This is a genomic window from Ensifer sp. ENS02, assembly GCF_014851885.1.
Classification (GTDB): Bacteria; Pseudomonadota; Alphaproteobacteria; order Rhizobiales; family Rhizobiaceae; genus Ensifer; species Ensifer adhaerens.
Window position 1 is genome coordinate 1 of sequence record NZ_JACVAO010000010.1, and the last position, 17,462, is coordinate 17,462.

Annotated in this window: 18 protein-coding genes; 8 read left to right on the forward strand and 10 right to left on the reverse strand. The window is 63.7% G+C overall.

Features of this window, described 5'->3' with window-relative positions:
* Together cysT and IB262_RS21545 are read right to left on the reverse strand one after the other, a co-directional pair.
* A partial coding sequence (cysT, locus tag IB262_RS21540; RefSeq protein WP_192493769.1) for a sulfate ABC transporter permease subunit CysT occupies nucleotides 1–829 on the reverse strand: 829 nt, incomplete at its 3' end.
* Between the two features lie 116 nt (nucleotides 830–945).
* On the reverse strand, nucleotides 946–1,971 hold the full coding sequence (locus IB262_RS21545) for a sulfate ABC transporter substrate-binding protein (RefSeq protein WP_034799702.1): 1,026 nt from the start codon (nucleotides 1,969–1,971) through the stop codon (nucleotides 946–948).
* Between the two features lie 171 nt (nucleotides 1,972–2,142).
* On the opposite strand from IB262_RS21545, the gene IB262_RS21550 reads away from it, so the two are divergent.
* Nucleotides 2,143–2,658, forward strand: a complete 516-nt coding sequence (locus IB262_RS21550) for a dihydrofolate reductase family protein (protein ID WP_082584657.1) — start codon at nucleotides 2,143–2,145, stop codon at nucleotides 2,656–2,658.
* A 57-nt stretch (nucleotides 2,659–2,715) separates the two neighbouring features.
* Here IB262_RS21550 and IB262_RS21555 read toward each other — a convergent pair whose 3' ends face one another.
* Nucleotides 2,716–3,774 (reverse strand): D-TA family PLP-dependent enzyme, encoded by a 1,059-nt coding sequence (locus tag IB262_RS21555; RefSeq protein ID WP_034799096.1) that lies wholly within the window; start codon nucleotides 3,772–3,774, stop codon nucleotides 2,716–2,718.
* Between the two features lie 162 nt (nucleotides 3,775–3,936).
* Between IB262_RS21555 and IB262_RS21560 the strand changes: the two genes are divergently transcribed.
* The 4 genes from IB262_RS21560 (at nucleotide 3,937) to IB262_RS21575 (ending at nucleotide 6,957) form a co-directional block, all read left to right on the forward strand.
* Nucleotides 3,937–4,776, forward strand: a complete 840-nt coding sequence (locus tag IB262_RS21560; RefSeq protein ID WP_060521812.1) for a transporter substrate-binding domain-containing protein — start codon at nucleotides 3,937–3,939, stop codon at nucleotides 4,774–4,776.
* Between the two features lie 66 nt (nucleotides 4,777–4,842).
* Nucleotides 4,843–5,505 (forward strand): amino acid ABC transporter permease, encoded by a 663-nt coding sequence (locus IB262_RS21565; RefSeq protein ID WP_034799098.1) that lies wholly within the window; start codon nucleotides 4,843–4,845, stop codon nucleotides 5,503–5,505.
* Between the two features lie 5 nt (nucleotides 5,506–5,510).
* Entirely contained in the window at nucleotides 5,511–6,173 is a 663-nt protein-coding gene (locus IB262_RS21570; RefSeq protein WP_034799100.1) for an amino acid ABC transporter permease, read from the forward strand.
* A gap of 13 nt (nucleotides 6,174–6,186) precedes the next feature.
* Nucleotides 6,187–6,957: an amino acid ABC transporter ATP-binding protein gene (locus IB262_RS21575; protein WP_034799101.1), complete on the forward strand. Its 771-nt coding sequence runs from the start codon at nucleotides 6,187–6,189 to the stop codon at nucleotides 6,955–6,957.
* A gap of 66 nt (nucleotides 6,958–7,023) precedes the next feature.
* On the opposite strand, the gene IB262_RS21580 is transcribed toward IB262_RS21575, so the two are convergent.
* The 6 genes from IB262_RS21580 to IB262_RS21605 form a co-directional block, all read right to left on the reverse strand.
* Nucleotides 7,024–8,109: an ABC transporter ATP-binding protein gene (locus IB262_RS21580; protein WP_034799110.1), complete on the reverse strand. Its 1,086-nt coding sequence runs from the start codon at nucleotides 8,107–8,109 to the stop codon at nucleotides 7,024–7,026.
* Complete coding sequence (locus tag IB262_RS21585) at nucleotides 8,106–9,041, reverse strand: carbohydrate kinase family protein (RefSeq protein ID WP_034799113.1); 936 nt, start codon at nucleotides 9,039–9,041, stop codon at nucleotides 8,106–8,108. Before IB262_RS21585 ends, IB262_RS21580 begins: the two co-directional genes overlap by 4 nt.
* Before the next feature lie 2 nt (nucleotides 9,042–9,043).
* Complete coding sequence (locus tag IB262_RS21590) at nucleotides 9,044–10,069, reverse strand: aminotransferase (RefSeq protein ID WP_034799117.1); 1,026 nt, start codon at nucleotides 10,067–10,069, stop codon at nucleotides 9,044–9,046.
* Nucleotides 10,066–10,911, reverse strand: coding sequence for a carbohydrate ABC transporter permease (locus tag IB262_RS21595; RefSeq protein WP_034799119.1), 846 nt, complete (start codon nucleotides 10,909–10,911; stop codon nucleotides 10,066–10,068). The genes IB262_RS21590 and IB262_RS21595 overlap by 4 nt, the downstream gene beginning before the upstream one ends.
* Complete coding sequence (locus IB262_RS21600) at nucleotides 10,911–11,792, reverse strand: sugar ABC transporter permease (RefSeq protein ID WP_034799121.1); 882 nt, start codon at nucleotides 11,790–11,792, stop codon at nucleotides 10,911–10,913. The genes IB262_RS21595 and IB262_RS21600 overlap by 1 nt, the downstream gene beginning before the upstream one ends.
* Nucleotides 11,793–11,965: 173 nt before the next feature.
* A complete protein-coding gene (locus IB262_RS21605; RefSeq protein ID WP_034799124.1) occupies nucleotides 11,966–13,204 on the reverse strand; it encodes an extracellular solute-binding protein in 1,239 nt (412 codons plus the stop codon).
* Nucleotides 13,205–13,436: 232 nt separating this feature from the next.
* Between IB262_RS21605 and IB262_RS21610 the strand changes: the two genes are divergently transcribed.
* Complete coding sequence (locus IB262_RS21610) at nucleotides 13,437–14,666, forward strand: ROK family transcriptional regulator (RefSeq protein WP_034799127.1); 1,230 nt, start codon at nucleotides 13,437–13,439, stop codon at nucleotides 14,664–14,666.
* 17 nt (nucleotides 14,667–14,683) lie between these two features.
* On the opposite strand, the gene IB262_RS21615 is transcribed toward IB262_RS21610, so the two are convergent.
* Nucleotides 14,684–15,604 (reverse strand): LysR substrate-binding domain-containing protein, encoded by a 921-nt coding sequence (locus IB262_RS21615; RefSeq protein WP_034799129.1) that lies wholly within the window; start codon nucleotides 15,602–15,604, stop codon nucleotides 14,684–14,686.
* 121 nt (nucleotides 15,605–15,725) lie between these two features.
* Here IB262_RS21615 and IB262_RS21620 point away from each other — a divergent pair, with 121 nt between their 5' ends.
* Together IB262_RS21620 and IB262_RS21625 are read left to right on the forward strand one after the other, a co-directional pair.
* Nucleotides 15,726–16,595: a pirin family protein gene (locus tag IB262_RS21620; protein WP_034799131.1), complete on the forward strand. Its 870-nt coding sequence runs from the start codon at nucleotides 15,726–15,728 to the stop codon at nucleotides 16,593–16,595.
* A 165-nt stretch (nucleotides 16,596–16,760) separates the two neighbouring features.
* Nucleotides 16,761–17,438, forward strand: coding sequence for an isochorismatase family protein (locus IB262_RS21625; protein ID WP_034799134.1), 678 nt, complete (start codon nucleotides 16,761–16,763; stop codon nucleotides 17,436–17,438).
* Nucleotides 17,439–17,462: the final 24 nt, after the last annotated feature.

Here is a 17,462-nt window from a genome sequence, read left to right on the forward strand (position 1 = left end):
GGATCGAGTTGATGAGGAGCAGCATGGCAAACGAGATCGCCAGCATGACCGCGGCAATTGCTGTCGCAGCCGCATAGTTGAACTCTTCGAGCCGGATGACGATCAGCAGCGGCGCGATCTCGGAGACGTAAGGCAGGTTGCCGGCGATGAAGATCACCGAGCCGTATTCGCCGACACCACGGGCAAAGGCGAGCGCAAAGCCGGTGAGGCCGGCTGGCAAGAGCCCCGGCAAAAGCACCCGGCTGATCGTCTGGAAGCGGCTGGCGCCAAGGGTGGCTGCCGCTTCCTCCACTTCCTTGTCGATCTCCTCCATGATCGGCTGCACGGTCCTGACCACGAAGGGCAGGCCGACGAAGATCAGGGCGATGACGATGCCGGCGGGGGTGAAGGCGATCTTGAGGCCAAGTGGTTCCAGGAACTGGCCGATCCAGCCGTTCGGGGCATAGAGCGTCGTCAGCGCAATGCCGGCAACCGCGGTCGGCAGCGCAAAGGGCAGGTCGACCATGGCGTCGATCACCCGCTTGCCGGGGAACCGGTAGCGCACCAATACCCAGGCGAGGATGACGCCGAAGACGAGATTGATAACGGCGGCGATAAAGGCCGTGCCGAAGGAGATCTTCAAGGCATTGAGCGTGCGCGGATCAAGCGCCAGCGCCACGAACTGCGCCCAGCCGAGCCCGCTGGCGCGAAACACCAGACCCGACAGCGGGATCAACACGATCAGAACCAGCCAGCTCAGCGTGATCCCGAGCGACAATCCAAATCCAGGCAAAACACTCGGCTGGCGAAATCGCCAGGGTGCAGTCTTCGTCGCATCCGTCAATGGCACTACCTTTGCAGTCTTTACGCGGCACGATGAAACGCGCTTCGCTCGAGGGCTCGGCCCGGCGCGACGCGAAGCAGCGCGCGCAGCCGGGCTCGCCGGCTGCGCGCGCTGTTCAGGTTTTATTGGCCCGGCTTGTAGAGCGTGTCGAAGACACCGCCGTCGCCGAAGAATTTCGGCTGGGCTTCTTTCCAGCCGCCGAAGTCTTCGATGGTGACGAGCTTCAGTTCGCCGAACCGCTTGATATCGGCCGGGTCTGCCGCTGCCGGCTTGAACGGCCGGTAGTAGTGCTTGGCCGCGATCTTCTGGCCGGCATCGCTGTAGAGGTAGCCGAGATAGGCTTCCGCCACCTTGCGTGTACCCTTGGTGTCGACGTTGCCGTCGACGAGCGCTACGGGCGGCTCCGCCTTGATCGAGATCGACGGCGTGACGATCTCGAACTTGTCGGGGCCGAGTTCCTCGAGCGACAGGTAGGCTTCGTTTTCCCAGGCGAGCAGCACGTCGCCGAGGCCGCGCTGCACGAAGGTCGTCGTAGCGCCACGCGCGCCGGTATCGAGCACCGGCACGTGCTTGAAGAGCTCGGTCACATATTCCTGCGCCTTGGCGTCGTCACCGCCATTGGCGGAGCGGCCATAGGCCCAGGCAGCGAGGAAGTTCCAGCGCGCGCCGCCCGAGGTCTTCGGGTTTGGCGTGATCACCTGGATATCGGGCTTGACCAGATCGCCCCAGTCCTTGATGCCCTTGGGGTTGCCCTTGCGCACCAGGAACACGATCGTCGACGTGTAGGGCGCGCTGTTGTTTTCGAACTTCGTCTTCCAGTCTGCCGGGATCTTGCCGGTTTCCTTGGCGATCGCGTCGATGTCCGCTTCGAGCGCCAGCGTCACGACGTCGGCCTGCAGGCCGTCGATGACCGAGCGGGCCTGCTTGCCCGAACCGCCGTGCGACGTCTGGATCGTCACGGTCTCACCGGTGTCCGCCTTCCACTTCTCGGCAAAGGCAGCATTGAAGTCCTTGTAGAGTTCTCGTGTCGGATCATAAGACACGTTCAGGATCGTCGTGTCGGCAAACGCAACACTTGCAGCTCCCAGCTGCAGGCCTCCGAGCACGATTGCCAGTCCCACCATTCCGGTAATTCGTCCAAAGACCATTTCGACCTCCATTGGTTACCAGATAAAACTATCAATTTTGTCGACTGCTACAACGTAAACCGATGACGCCAGAAGCAGCTATGGGGAAATGTCCTATCGTTTTGTCGGGCTTTTCGGGAACGGTTTGCCTGCAACCGCCTCCGCGACCGCGCCAAACCAACGACAGAATACATGGAGAGCGCGAAGCGGCTGTCCAGAAAAAATGCGCGGCGGCGGAAATATTTGGCGCGCATCTGCGAGGAGGCGACGACGGCCGTGCTCGGCCGGCTGAACGCCGAAGACTTCCTCGGTTACTGGTCGGCGGTTGCCGGGGACGAAGCGGCCTGCTCTCGCGACCGCGGCTATGCGGACGGGCTGGTCGTGGCGGAAAAGGTGGTGTTTTCGAGGATGCTGACCGAAGCTCCCTGGGAGCGCACGCGGATCGCGAATGGATCGGTGATGGACGTCGTTTCAGACCTCAAGGCGTCCGGCGAAGGTGACATTCTCGTCAACAGCAGCGCCAGCCTCATCAAGTCGCTCCTTTCGGCCGACATGATCGACAGGCCCTATCTGCTGATCTGCCTGGAGATTGCAGGAGGTGGCGCGCGGCTCTTCGAGGACGGCCTGCCGGGCACGACGTGGCGCGTTGCGCACCAGGAGACGGGTGAGCGGGGCAAGATCGCGCTCGTTTATGACCGGGTCCGCTGAGCGCGGAGCGTCAAGAGTGGCGGCGCGGCAAACGCGCCGCTCAACTATGGCGACCGGCTAAAGCACGTGGCCGCGCGCCACTACCGGCCAGATATCCTTCAGCCTGTCGCCTTCGACGATATGGACGGCGTCGAACATGTTGGTCACGACGCAGGCGTGGTTCGGCACGATCCTCAGCTGCTCGCCGACCTTGAGCCCGATTGGCCCGTCGGTGACGAGGCGGCCGTGTTCCTCAGAGAGCTGGTCGATGCGGATGTCGTCGCGGCCGAGCACGTGGCCGTAGCCGGTGAGGCCGAGTAGATCCGAGGTCAGCACCTTGCTGCCGGCATCGATGATGGCGCGGTTCTCGGAGGGGACCGAGACGACGGTCGCAAGCACCGTCAGCGCGCACTCGTCCCAGCCGGCGACGCCGCGCGAAACCAGCGAGCGGTCGTTGTAGATATAGGTTCCGGGGCGGTATTCGCTGGCAACAGGCGCGCCGTCGGCATGCATCATGCTCGGCGTGCCGCCTGAGGTGATGGCGGGGACAGTGATGCCGTCGGCCTCGATCAACTGCTTCGCCTCGCTCATGAAGGCCTGGACCTTCGCCTGGCCGTTGACGGGCGGATAGGTCATCAGGCCGCCGAACACGAGCCCCTTTGCCTCTTCGATCCGGCGGGCGAGCTTGGCGGCCTCTGCCGGGGAGCCGACACCGCAGCGATCGGCGCCGGTGTTGCATTCGACAAGCACGTGCAGCGGCTTGTCCTTGTCGGCGAAATAGCCGGCGAGCCCGTCGATGACCGTTTCGCTGTCGGCGACGACCGAGAGCGAAACGCGGTCATTGAGCCGCTCCAGCCGCGCCATCTTGGCGTCGCCGAGAATGTTGTAGGTGATCAGCACGTCCTTGATCCGGTCGCTGCCCGCAACCATTGCCTCCGCCTCGGTGACCTTCTGGCAGGTGATGCCGATGGCGCCGGCTTGAAGTTGAAGCTCGGCCATCTGCGGCAGCTTGTGCGTCTTGATGTGGGGGCGCACGCGAATGCCGTGCTCATCCGCATAGGCCTGAAAGCGCTCGATGTTGCGCTTGGCAATTTCAAGATCGACGAGAACGGCCGGGGTTTCGATCGGCAGGGGCATCGCGACTCAACTCCTCTTGGGCGGCGCAGGATCGGGGCGAAACTACCTCAACTGCCCTTGACAAGATATGACCGCGGGCCTTTGATACGTCAATCCATTATTCAAGATTATGATGCATAGTAATAGAATAATGGTGGGGAGGCTAAAAAAGGGAGGAATGAAATGAGCAAGACCGTTTTTGCAGCGGCTGCCGTCGCAGTCATGGCTATGGCCGGCTCGGCCTTGGCCCAGGAGCCGGCGAGCAAGCTGGACGAAGTTATCGCCCGCGGCCATCTGGTCATGGGCACCGGCAGCACCAATGCGCCGTGGCATTTCAAAAGCGCCGACGACAAGCTGCAGGGCTTCGATGTCGACATGGGGCGCATCATCGCCAAGGCCCTCTTCGGCGATCCGGAGAAGATCGAGTTCGTCAACCAGTCGTCCGACGCCCGCATTCCGAACATCACCACCAACAAGGTGGACATCACCTGCCAGTTCATGACGGTGACCGGTGAGCGCGCGCAGCAGATCGCCTTCACCATTCCCTACTATCGCGAGGGCGTGGGCCTGATGCTGAAGGCCGACGGCAAATATGCCGATTACGCTGCGCTCAAGGCCGGCGGCTCGTCCGTCACCGTATCCGTCCTGCAGAACGTCTATGCCGAGGCCATGGTGCATGCCGCCTTGCCGGAAGCGACGGTCGACCAGTACGAGTCCGTCGACCTTATCTATCAGGCGCTGGAATCCGGTCGTGCCGACACGGTCGCCACCGACCAGTCGTCGCTCGCCTGGTACATGACGCAGAACCCCAACCGCTACAAGGATGCCGGCTACGGCTGGAACCCGCAGACCTATGCCTGCGGCGTCAAGCGCGGCGACCAGGACTGGTTGAACTTCGTCAACACCGCACTGCACGAGGCGATGACCGGCGTCGAGTTCGATTTCTATGCGAAGTCGTTCAAGACCTGGTTCGGCAAGGACCTTGCTCCGCCGCAGATCGGATTCCCGGTCGAGTACAAGTAAGCCTCTCCGGGGCGATCCCGCCGCCTGCGGGGTCGTCCTCCGTCCTTCGGCATGGGTGGCTGAAACATGGGCTATACTCTGAATTTTGCCGCCGTCTGGCGCTCTTTCGATCTTCTGCTCGAAGGGCTGGCGCTCAGTCTCGGCCTCGCCTTCGCGGCAATCCTTGTGGGTTGCCTAATCGGTCTCGTCACCGCTTTCGGGCTGGTGTCGAAAAACCTGTTCCTGCGCAAGCCGGCCGGTCTCTATGTGACCGTCATCCGCAACACGCCGATCCTGGTGCTGGTACTGTTCAGCTACTTCGCCTTGCCGCAGCTCGGCGTCAGGCTCGGCAAGATCGAGAGCTTCGTGCTGACGCTGGCGATCTATTCCGGCGCCTATCTCGCCGAAGTCTTCCGCGGTGGGCTGCTTTCAGTTCCGCCGGGGCAGCGCGAGGCGGGGCTGGCGATCGGGCTCACGGAAATGCAGATACGCACCTCGATCATCCTTCCCTTGATGCTGCGCAACGTCCTGCCATCCTTGAGCAGCACGATGATCTCGCTGTTCAAGGACACTTCGCTTGCAGCCGCGATCGCAGTACCCGAACTGACCTTCGAGGCGCGCAAGATCAATGTCGAGACCTTTCGGGTGATCGAAACTTGGATCGTTGCGAGCTGCCTCTATGTCGCCACCTGCTCGGTATTGGCCGCCTTGATGCGCGCGGTCGAGCGCCGTCTCTCCGTGCCGAGGTGATCGCCATGGATTTTCCAGCATTTCTCGACCAGCTCTGGCTCGCCCGCATTCCCTTGCTGAAGGGGCTTGGTGTCTCGATCTCGATCTCCTTCCTGTCGATCGTCGTCGGAACGGTGCTCGGCGTCTTCGTCGGCCTGGCGCTCACCTATGGCTATCGCCCGGTGCAATGGGTCGTGCGCGGCTATACGGATTTCATCCGTGGCACGCCGGTGCTGGTGCTCGTTCTGGCGAGCTACTATGTGCTTAGCACCGTCGGTATCGATCTCGGGCCCTTCCAGGCCGGCATCCTGGCGCTCTCGGTCTTCTGCAGTTCGCATGTCGGCGAGCTCGTCCGCGGCGCCCTGCAGGCGATCCCGAAGGGGCAGACGGAGGCGGCGAAAGCAATCGGCCTGACATTCTCGCAGACCTTCGTCTACGTGCTCGGGCCGCAGGCGTTGCGGCAGGCGCTGCCGGCCTGGGTCAATACGGCGGCCGAGATGGTCAAGGCCTCGACGCTTCTGTCGATCATCGGCGTCGCCGAGCTTCTGCTTCGCACCCAGGAGCAGATCTCCCGCAGCTTCATGAGCCTGGAGTTCTATTTCTTCGCCGGCTTCCTCTATTTCGTCATCAACTACAGCATCGAGCGTTTCGGCCGTTACGTCGAACGCAAGACCGCTGTCCCATCCTGAGGCTTCGGCTCCGATGACCCAGACACTGCTTGAAATCCGTGACCTCCACAAACGCTACGGCGCCGTCGAAGTGCTGAAGGGCGTCGACTGCACCATGGCACAAGGGGAGGTCATCTCCATCATCGGCTCCAGCGGCTCGGGCAAGACGACGATGCTGCGCTGTATCAACATGCTGGAGGAGTTCCAGGGCGGCTCGATCCGCATCGACGGCCAGGAGATCGGCTACGAGACCGTGGGCGGCCAACGCCGCCGCAAGAAGGAAAAGGAAATCGCCCGCCAGCGGGCGATGACCGGCATGGCCTTCCAGCAGTTCAACCTCTTCCCGCATATGACCGCGGCCAGAAACATCATGCTCGGCCTGATGAAGGTCCGCGGTATGGGACGCGATGAGGCGCGGGCGGTTGCCGAGAAATGGCTGGACCGTGTCGGGCTGCTCTCACGCATGGATCACTATCCCGGCCAGCTCTCCGGCGGCCAGCAGCAGCGCGTGGCGATCGCCCGGGCGATCGCAATGAACCCGAAGCTGATGCTGTTCGATGAAGTGACCTCGGCGCTCGATCCGGAACTCGTCAACGAGGTGCTGCAGGTGATCAAGGGGCTTGCCGAAGACGGCATGAGCATGCTGCTCGTCACCCACGAAATGCGCTTTGCCTATGAGGTCTCGACGCGCGTGATCTTCATGAACCAGGGCCGCATCGGCGAAGAGGGCAACCCGAAGCAAATGTTCGTGAAGCCGCAGACCGAGCGCCTGGCGGAGTTCCTGAAAAGCTCGTCGTTCAATTGATGTGGGGGCTATGATCGGGCCGGCCGCCGCGGCAGCGACGGTCGGCTCTTGTTCGTCGCGAAAGGCTCAGCCTTTCGCCAGCGACCGGCCGCTTTGCGGATCAAAGAGATGCAGCGCATCCGCCTCGATGCTAAAGGCGCGCTCGTCACCGGCCAGAAGCGAGCTGCGCGGTGGCAGGCAGGCGGTGATGCGCTGCTCACCGATCCGTGCCGTGGTGACAAGTTCTGGGCCTGTCAGTTCGACCACTTCGACGCGCGCCTTGAATTGCGGCCCAGTCTCGTCGCTGGAGGCCAGCCGCAGCGCTTCTGGGCGGATGCCGATCTTGACGCGCTGACCATCGGAGACCACACCGCGAAAATGGGACGGCAGGGCGATTGCCTGATCACCGCCGGCGATCGTCACCTGACCCTGAGCAACAGTCGCATCCAAGATGTTCATCGGCGGCGAGCCGACGAAGCCGGCGACATAGAGCGTGGCGGGCCGGTCGTAGATCTGTTCCGGCGTGCCCAGTTGCTCGATCCTCCCGTCGCGCATGACGGCGATACGGGTCGCAAGCGTCATCGCCTCGATCTGGTCGTGGGTGACGTAGACGACAGTCGTCTTCAGCATCTGGTGCAGGCGCTTGAGCTCGGTGCGCATTTCCATGCGCAGCTTGGCGTCGAGGTTGGAGAGCGGCTCGTCGAAGAGGAAGACCTGCGGATTGCGCACCAGTGCGCGGCCGATCGCGACGCGTTGGCGCTGGCCGCCGGAGAGCTGGCTTGGCTTGCGCTCGAGCAGGTTCTCGATTTGCAACAGCTTGGCGGTTTCTTTTACCGCCTTCTCGCGTTCGGCGACCGGAACCTTGCGCATCTCCAGGCCGAAGCCGATGTTCCGCGCAACGCTCATGTTCGGGTAGAGCGCATAGGACTGGAACACCATGGCGATGTCGCGATCCTTCGGATGCGCGCCAAGAATTGAGCGCTCGCCGATGCGGATGTCGCCGCCGCTTGGCTCCGCCAGTCCGGCGATGATGTTGAGAAGCGTGGACTTGCCGCAGCCGGATGAGCCGAGAAGGACCAGGAACTCGCCGCTTTCGAGCGCGATGTCGATGCCCTTCAGCGTCTCGACTTCGCCATAGCGCTTGTGAATGTTCTCAATCGCAAGTGCGCTCATGCGCCGGTCTCCTGAAGGTAGGACGAAAGCGGTTGGCCGTAGCTGCGCGGCAGGGTGGAGATCGCCTCGGAAGCGATGGCGACGCCGGTGCGCAGACAGGCTTCGAGCGGCATCTCGGCGGCAAGTGCCGCGAGGAAGCCTGCATTGAAGACGTCGCCGGCGCCGATCGTATCGACCACGGTGACGACGGGTGCTGGCGACGATGAAAGGCGGCCTTCCGCGTCAATGGCGATCGCGCCGTGTGGTCCGCGCTTGACGACGACGATCGCGCCTTCGGGCATATGTTTTCGGAGTTCGCGTGCCGCCTCGGCCGGGTCGGTGACACCTGTCAGCGTCGTCGTTTCGACCTCGTTGAACAGCGCGAGCCGGCAGCGCTTCATCCAGCCGATGGTCGCGGCGCAGTTCGCCTCCGTCCAGCCGTCGAGCGGCCAGCCAGTGTCGAGTGCCACCGCAATGTCGTGCGCATCGGCCCAGTCGAAGAAACGATCGTATTCGGCCGTCAATGCGTCCGTCAGGAACGAGCCGGTCAGAAGCGCGTAGCCGCCGCGCAGCTTCTTGCCGTCGAGCATCGCCCAGACTTCCTCGAAGGTGAGGAGCGGCAGATGTCCGCGCGTGGTGAAGAAGGTGCGCTCGCCGTCCGGATGGGTGATGCCGACGGAGAGCGTGGTGCCGACGCTTTCGACCGGCCAGGACACGGACCGCTCGGGAAAGGCCTGCCTCAGCCAGGTGCCGAACTGGTCGTTGCCGACATTGGCTGCGATTGCGTAGTCGACGCCGAGCGAATCCCAGGCGAGCGCGCTGTTGCCGGCGCAGCCGCCGACGCGCAACTCGTCATGGTCGACGATGATTTCGGTTCCGGCTTTCGGCCAGGGGGCCGCCGGCCCGAGGATGAGGTCGACATTGGCGTTGCCGACCACGGCAAGAGGACGCATCGTTATTCGCTCCGGGTAATCTTGGTCGAGCGCACCGGAGTGCCGGCATTCTCGACGCGGGCCGCCGCAAAGGCGATCATGAAGGACTGCGCGACCGGCAGCATGGCGAAGATTGCCGCGAGGCCAGTGGCCGGCGCAAAGGGAATGGTGGTGACACCATCGCTCGCCGCCTCGCCGGAAGCGTCGAAGACGATGACCGGCGAACCGGCTTCGGCGGCCGAGATCGCCATAGCGCGAACGAGCCCGGCGGTTGCATCCGCTCCACGGAAGAGAACGACGCCAACCGAAGGGCCGAGCATTTCCATAGGCCCATGCCGGAGCTGACCGCCTTCGAGCGAGAAACAGGGCAGGCGCGAGAGTTCGGTCAAGCCGAGACCGATCGCCTCTGCGAGGCCCTGCAGGCGACGGCCTGAGGTGACGACGGAGCGGACGTTGCTCAGGGCCGCAAGCGCTGCGGACGTATCCGGCGATTGCGGGTTTTCCAACGCGGAAAGCGCTTCGCCGGTGTCATCGCCGAGGGCTGCGAGGACGGAGAGGTGCAGGGCGAAGCTGATTGTCAGGCTGCGGGTAGCAGCAAAGGCCTTTTCGGTGCCGCCGACGCCGACCAGCGAAGGCGCGTTGCTTGCGAGGAAGGAGCCACCTTCCAGCGTCAACCCGAACGTGTGCGGCGTTCCGCCATCGGTCTCGGCGAACCAGCGCAGCACTTCGGCGCTTTCGCCGGACTGCGAAGTGATGAGGATCGTCTTGTCCTCGATCGACAGCGGCTGGCCGAGCTGCTCTGAAAGCGGCAGGGCGACGGCGTCGATGCCATGAGCGCGGTAGAGCGGTTCGACAGCGCGGCCGACCGCATGCGAGCCGCCCATGCCGAGCAGCAAGAGTTTGCCGGTCGCTTTCAGCGAGCGGGCGATCTCTGCGGCGCGCGGCGCTGCGCCGCGGACGGAGGCGACCGCATCGGCGGCCTGCCACGCCATTTCACGATCGATTGCGGCGAGCCCTGCGGGGCGTTCCGAAGTGGTCATGGCCGTCATCCCTTCACACCGCCGCTGGTAAGCCCGGAGATCAGGGCACGTTGCATGACGAGGCCGATCAGTACCGGGGGCAGGGCGGCCAGCACCCCGGCTGTGGCGATCAGCCCGTAATCGGAGACACGGCCGCCGGCGAGATCGGAAATGGCAACCGTAAGCGTCTTGGCGCGCAGGTCCGACGTGAAGAGCAGCGCGTAGAAGAATTCATCCCAGGCAAGCAGGAAGGCAAAGAGTGCCGATGTCGCCATGACGGGTGCTGCGAGCGGCAGGGTGATGAGCCTCAGGATCTGGTCGAGGCGGGCGCCGTCGATCATCGCGGCACTCTCGATCTCCTTGGGGATGGAATCAAAGCCGGATTTCAGCAGCCAGGTGGTGAAGGGCGCCAGAATGGTGAGGTAGACAAGGGCCAGGCCGAACACAGAATTCAGAAGCCCGAGATAGGCAAGCCCCATGTAGAGCGGCACTGCGAGCGCCACCGGCGGCAGCATGTAGGTGGCGATCACCGCATAGAGCGACCAGGAGACATTTGACGTGCGCGACACCGCCCAGGCGGCCGGAATGGCGACCGCGATCGCTGCCAGCGTCGCCATGCCGGCGACCTTCAGGCTGTTGAACAGCGAAGCGGTAAAGGCCGCACCCGCGCTGTTCTCGATCGTCGACAGAAGCAGCCGGTAGCGCGAGAGGTCGATTTCCTCCGGCCACCAGTTGAGCGGCTTCGCCGAGAGGTCGGCGGCCGACGAGATGCTCATGACGAAGAGCCAGAGGATGGGGGCGAGAATGATTGCCGCCAAGAGCAGCGCTGCCGCATAGACGAAAACGGTAAAGAGTGGGCTTTGGCGTTCCATCACGAGGCTCCCGCGGCTTTGCGCACCATGGCCGCGTAGGCAACGGCGAGCACGGTGACGAGCAGGGTGACGATCAGCGCCAGCGACGCGCCGGATCCCGCCCGCTGGAAGGAGAAGGCTTCCTGATAGACCAGGATCGACAGGGTGCGGGTGCTGTTGGCCGGACCACCGCGCGTCATCACCCAGATGAGGTCGAAGACCTTGAACGCCTCGATGGTGCGCAGCACCAGCGCAACCAGCAGCGGGCCTGCGAGATAGGGCATGATCACGTAGCGGAAACGGTTGAAGGGCCCCGCGCCATCGACGAGCGAGGCGGCGGTGATATCTCGCGGCACGGCCTGGAGGGCGGCAAGCGCGATCAGCGCGACCAGCGGAAAGTTCTTCCAGCAATCGGCGACGATCAATGCCGCCAGCGCCGAACCGGGTTCGCCGAGCCAGGAGCGGTAGCTGTCGATCACTCCGAACTGCAACAGGGCGGCGTTCAGCGCGCCGTATTCCGGGTTGTAGATCAGCCGCCACAGCGTGGCATTGACCACGGTCGGCAGCGCCCAGGGCAGGATCATCAGGGCTCTGAGCGCCGTGCGGCCGCGGAATTGCTGGTTGAGCAGCAGGGCTGCGAGCACGCCCAGCACCATTTCGGCGGTAACGGAGACGACCGCGAACCAGGTCGTCGTGATGAACGCACGCTGGAAATTCGAGCCGCCAAGCATCTTGGCATAATTGTCGAAGCCGACGAACGTGCCTTCGGTGCCGACGAGCTTGGCGTCAGTGAAGGAAAGCCTGATCGTGTCGATCAACGGCCAGCCGATGACGGCGATCATCACCGCCAGCAGTGGCAGCATGAGCAGCCATGCGCGCGTTGTTATCCAGGTGCCGGACATAGGATGGAAACCTTCTCGGGCCTAGGGAGCCCCGTCATGCTATCGCATATTGCCCCGGACCGTAATCGACCCAAGCGAATGATGCGCCAAATCAAAGTGTTAAAGCGTTGCGGCGGCGCCGCCAATTCCCGCGGTCCCCGGGCGGTTTCCCGCCCGGGGCTTGGGAGGGCGGCTCAAAGGCCGCTGTTTTCGGCCGCCGTCTTCAGGGCGTCTTCGGCCGAGGCTTGGCCAAGAAGCGCTTCCTGGATCGCCTGTTGAAGGGCGGTCGAAAGTTCCTGGTACTTGGGGGTCGTCGGACGCGGATACATGGCAGCGAGGCCAAGCTTGGCAGCACCGATCAGCTCTTCCTGGCCCTTGGTGACGCTGGCGTCCTCATAGGAGGAGGCCCAGATCGGCAGGCTGAGCTTGGCGTAGGTGTTCTGCGTCTGCTGCGAGGTCATGTAGACGATGTACTTCCAGGCATCGTCCGGGTTCTTGCTGGTCGAGGTGACGCCGAGGCCCATCGAGCCGTTGACAGCCGAGACTTCGCTCTTGCCGGCCACGCCCGGTGCCGGCACGACGCCGACCTTGCCCGCGACCTTGCTTTCCTTCGGATCGTTGGCGAGGTTGTACATGTAGGTCCAGTTGAGAGCGAAGGCGGCTTCGCCGTTCTGGAACACCTTGCGCACGTCCTCCTCCAGGAATTCCTTGGAGTTCGGGTTGGTCAGGCCCGAGGTGTAGCTCGTCACCATGTAGTTGAGCGCGTCGAGACCGCCGCCAGAGGTGAAGGCCGGCTTGCCGCCATCGATGAACTTGCCGCCATAGGCGCTGACAAGCGTGGTGTAGTCGCAGATCGCGGCTTCGGCCTGCGACCAGCTCCAGGCGATCGGGGTTGCGAGCAGACCCTTGTCCTTGATGACCTTGGCCTGTTCGGCAAGCTCGTCCCAGGTCTTCGGCGGTGCCTTGATGCCGGCCTTCTCCAGGATTTCCTTGTTGTAGAACAGGTACTTGGTGTCGAGGATCCAGGGCATGCCGTAGCGCTTGCCGTCATATTCGACCGTCGTCCAGGCGCCGGGCAGCACGCCGGACTTCATCTCGTCGGTGATGCGGTCGGTGACGTCGACGAGCACCTTGTTGGCGGCATATTCGGCCGGCCAGATCACGTCGAAGAGCACGACGTCGTAGCCGCCGCCGGAGCCCTGTGCCAGCACGGTCTTGTCGTGCAGGCCTTCATAGGGAACGAATTCGAGATTGACCTTCACATCCGGGTTGGCCTTGGTGAAGGCCTCGGTCATGGCGCGTACATCCGCCTCGCTATAGGCGGCCTGCGCCATGAACAGTGCGTTGAGCGTCGTTTCAGCATGCGCGTGGCCAGCGAATGAGACGCCGGCAAGGGTCGCGCAAAGCAGCGTCGTTCTTATGGATTTCAACATTCCTACCTCCCAATGACATAAGCGTTTCAGATTTCCCGGCATGCCTTATGCGGCACGCCGCATGCGAGAAGTCCGCTCTTCACAAAGCGGCTGTCGACATAACAATTGGAGCGCTCGCGGTCGGTCCTGCCGCCGCTGTCGTTCCCCCGAAGCTCTTTTCGGCTTCTATTAAGTCAATTGTCTTGACTTATTTTTTGTTCAATATTCTAACAGTGTCAAGAGGGGTTTTTGGATGAACGATATGCGCCTGATCCGGGCGAAGAGCGGCACCAATCAGGAGGGGACGAGCGCGCATAACCGCCGCGTCATGATCGACGCGTTGCGACTGAACGGCCAATTGTCCCGCGCGGAACTTGCCCGCGCGACGGCGCTGACGAAGCAGACCGTTTCCAACATCATCGAGGATCTGGAGCGCGACGGGCTGGTCGAGTCACTGCAAGCAGTGCGTAATGGCCGCGGGCAGCCTTCGACGCCCTACCGGCTGGTGCCGGAAGGCGCGTTCGCAATCGGGCTGCAGATCGACCGGCACGTGACGCGTACGATCGCGGTCGACCTCGTCGGCCGGGTGCTCGCCCGCGGCGAGGCCAACCTGCCGGCCGGCGGGCCGGCGACCGGGGTCAGGACCATCCTGGAGCTGATCGAAAAGACCCGCCGTGACCTGACGGCGCTTGCGCCGCATTCGGAGGATCGCCTGGTCGGGCTTGGTGCTGCCATGCCGGGTCCCTTCGGCGTGGAGGCCGATGCCGACGACCCCTGGATGATGGCCGCCTGGCAGAACTTTCCGTTGCTCGAAACGCTTGCCGCGGGCACCGGGCTCGATGTCGGCCTGCAGAATGACGCCGCTGCAGCCGCCACCGCCGAGCGTATGGTCGGGGCGGCGCATGGCGTCGATCATGCGATCTGCATTTACTTCGGCTATGGCCTCGGCGCGGGCCTGATCCTCAACGGCGAACTCTATCGCGGCGCGAACGGCAATGCCGGCGAGATCGGCATGATCCTCAGCCTGCCGCGCGGGGCCAGCTCCGACGAGCGCATGCCGCTCGAACACCGCGCCTCGATCGCTTCGCTGTGCAAGCTTCTCGACCTCGACCCGGCCGATCCGGACCTCTATGCACGCATCGATGCTGTGGCAGAGAGCCCCGACCAAAGGCTGCTGCGGTGGATCGACGCCGCTGCCTTTGAAATGCGCGCGGCTGTTCAGGCGCTGGAAACGATCTTCGACCCGCAGACGGTGATCCTCTGCGGTGGCCTGCCGCCGGGCCTTGCGCGCCTGTTGACCGACGCGATGATGCCGCTGCTTCCGTCGATCGCCGACCGGCGAGACCGTACACTTCCTCGGCTGCAGGTCGGCTTCACCGACCCCTGGGCGGTGGCGATCGGCGCTGCCGCCGAGCCGATCAGCCGGACCTTCGATCCGCGCTTTTCCGCGATCCTCAAGACCCGGGCCGGCGCCGCCGTCTGACCGCCGGCTTTAGACGATCAGGTCCGGGGTTCGTCCAGACGGGCGAGTTCCGCAAATTCGGTGCCGAGAAAATCGAGCAGGGCGCGGACGGAGGGAAGCAGGCCGCGCCGCGACGGGAAGGCAGCATGAATGATGCCGGCCTTCGGCGCCCAATCGGGCAGCACGTCGACAAGCGTGCCGTCCTTCAGGTCCTGCCGCACGACCATGGTCGGCAGCTGGCAGATGCCGACGCCGTTGAGCGCGGCGAGCCGCAGGGCCACCATGTCTTCGGTTACGAGGCGTGGCCGATGTCGGACGATCGCGGTCGCGCCGTTGGGACCGTCGAGCCGCCAGTCGTGGCTTTGGCGGTCGGGGTTCCAGGCAAGGCTCGGCAGGCCGCCGAGATCCGCCGGTGCCGGCGGGTTGCTCAAACCGGCAAGCAGCCTGGGGCTGGCGACCAGCCTTTGTTTGCTCTCGGCGAACCGCTTGACGACGAGATCGCTTTCCTCGAGCGGCGGGAAGCGCACGCGGATGGCGACATCGATGCTTTCGCGCAGGACGTCGACGCGGCGATTGGTGCTTTCGAGCACCACCTCGACCTTCGGGCATTCGGCCATGAAGCGCGCGATCATCTCGCCCACCTGGAAATAGACGACCGACGACGGGCAGCTGACATGAACCACGCCCTGCGGTTCGGAACGGGTGCGGTCGATCATTTCCTGCGCCGCCTCGGCCTCCACCAGCATGGCGACGCAGTGGCGGTAATATTCCCGTCCGATCTCGGTGATGACGAAGTGGCGCGTCGAGCGCTGCACCAGCCGCACCCCGAGGCGCGCTTCGAGAAGGCCGATGCGACGGCTCAGGCGCGAGCGCGGCATGTTCAGTTTCCGGGCCGCGGCGGCAAAGCCGTTCTGTTCGACGACGTCGACGAACAGCTTGAGATCGTTCAAATCCTGCATGGGCGTTTGTCCTGTTTTCAGGACACTGTAGACCGATATGGCTGTCTACCGCCAGATTTGGTGCAGACGTATCTTCCCTCCAACGCTCTCGCTGACATGGCGAGACCAAGGAGAAACAGCCATGAGAAAGATACTCGGCATCTTCGGGAATGCGCATCCGCATTGGGTTGGTGATGGCTTCCCGGTCCGTTCGCTGCTGGCGCGCGACCGCGCCGGCGATCATGTGAGCCCGTTCCTTCTGCTCGACTATGCTGGGCCGATGAATTTTGCCCCTGGTGTCACGCCGCGCGGCGTCGGTGTGCATCCGCACCGCGGCTTCGAGACGGTGACGATCGTCTACCAGGGCGAGGTCGACCATCGCGACTCCGCCGGCAATGGCGGCCATATCGGTCCGGGTGACGTGCAATGGATGACGGCTGCGGGCGGTATCCTGCATGAGGAGTTCCATTCGGAGCGCTTCACACGCGAAGGCGGCACGCTCGAAATGGTGCAGCTCTGGGTCAACCTGCCGGCCGCCCACAAGAGTGTCGATCCCGGCTACCAGACCTTGCTCGATCGCGACATTCCGACGGTCAGCCTGCCGGATGGTGCGGGATCGCTCAGGGTGATCGCCGGAAGCTACGCCGGAACGCAAGGGCCGGCGCGCACCTTCACGCCAATCAACCTCTGGGACCTGCGCCTGAAGCAGCGAGGCTCGCTCAGCCTCGATCTACCCGAGGGCCATTCGCTCGGCCTCGCGGTCCTGCGCGGTAATGTGCTCGTCAACGGTAGCGATCTTGTGGGAGAGGCGCAATTCGTTCTCTTCGGCCGCGACGGGGGCGGCATTACGCTGGACGCCAATTCGGATGCGACGGCGCTCATCTTGACCGGCGAACCGATCGACGAACCGGTCGCCATGTACGGCCCCTTCGTCATGAACACCGAACAGGAAATCAGGCAGGCGATGACGGACTTCCAGTCCGGTCGATTCGGCAAGATCGCGAGCGTTTAGCCGCGCGAGACCGCATCGCGAACACGGAATGAACCACGACTGAACAGGAGACCGGGCGGTGCCGCCCCTCAATCCCAACGCCGAAGCGCATGCGCTTCGGGGAACCCGAACGCATGCCTGCTTCCCGAATGCAGCCATGCAATCAAGCCAGCAAGGAGCAAGACCATGACACCTGCAAACTTCAACGGACAGCGCCCGGTTATCGATCCCGATGATGCGGTGATGCTTTTGATCGACCACCAGAGCGGCCTGTTCCAGACCGTCAACGACATGCCGATGCCGAAGCTTCGGGCCCATGCGGCAGCGCTTGCCAGCATGGCGACGCTGACGAAAATGCCGGTCATCACCACGGCCTCCGTGCCGCAGGGCCCGAACGGCCCGTTGATCCCGGAAATCCATGCCAATGCCCCGCATGCCAAGTATGTCGCCCGCCGCGGCGAGATCAACGCCTGGGACAATCCGGACTTCGTCGCCGCCGTCAAGGAAACCGGCCGCAAGACCCTGATCATCGCCGGCACGATCACCAGCGTCTGCATGGCCTTCCCGGCGATCAGCGCCGTGCATGACGGCTACAAGGTCTTCGTGGTCGTCGACGCTTCGGGCACCTACTCGAAGATGGCTGAGGAGATTACCCTTGCCCGTGTCGTTCAGGCCGGGGTGGTGCCGATGGATACGGCAGCGGTCGCCTCCGAACTGCAGCGCACATGGCACCGCGACGACGCCCAGCAGTGGGCCGAGATCTACACCAAGATTTTCCCGGAATATCAGCTGCTGATCGAAAGCTACCTCAAGGCCCAGCAGGTCGAGAAGGATCAGGAACAGCTCGACTCGCAGCGCGGCTAAGGCCCGCGGCGGGCAAGAGAATGA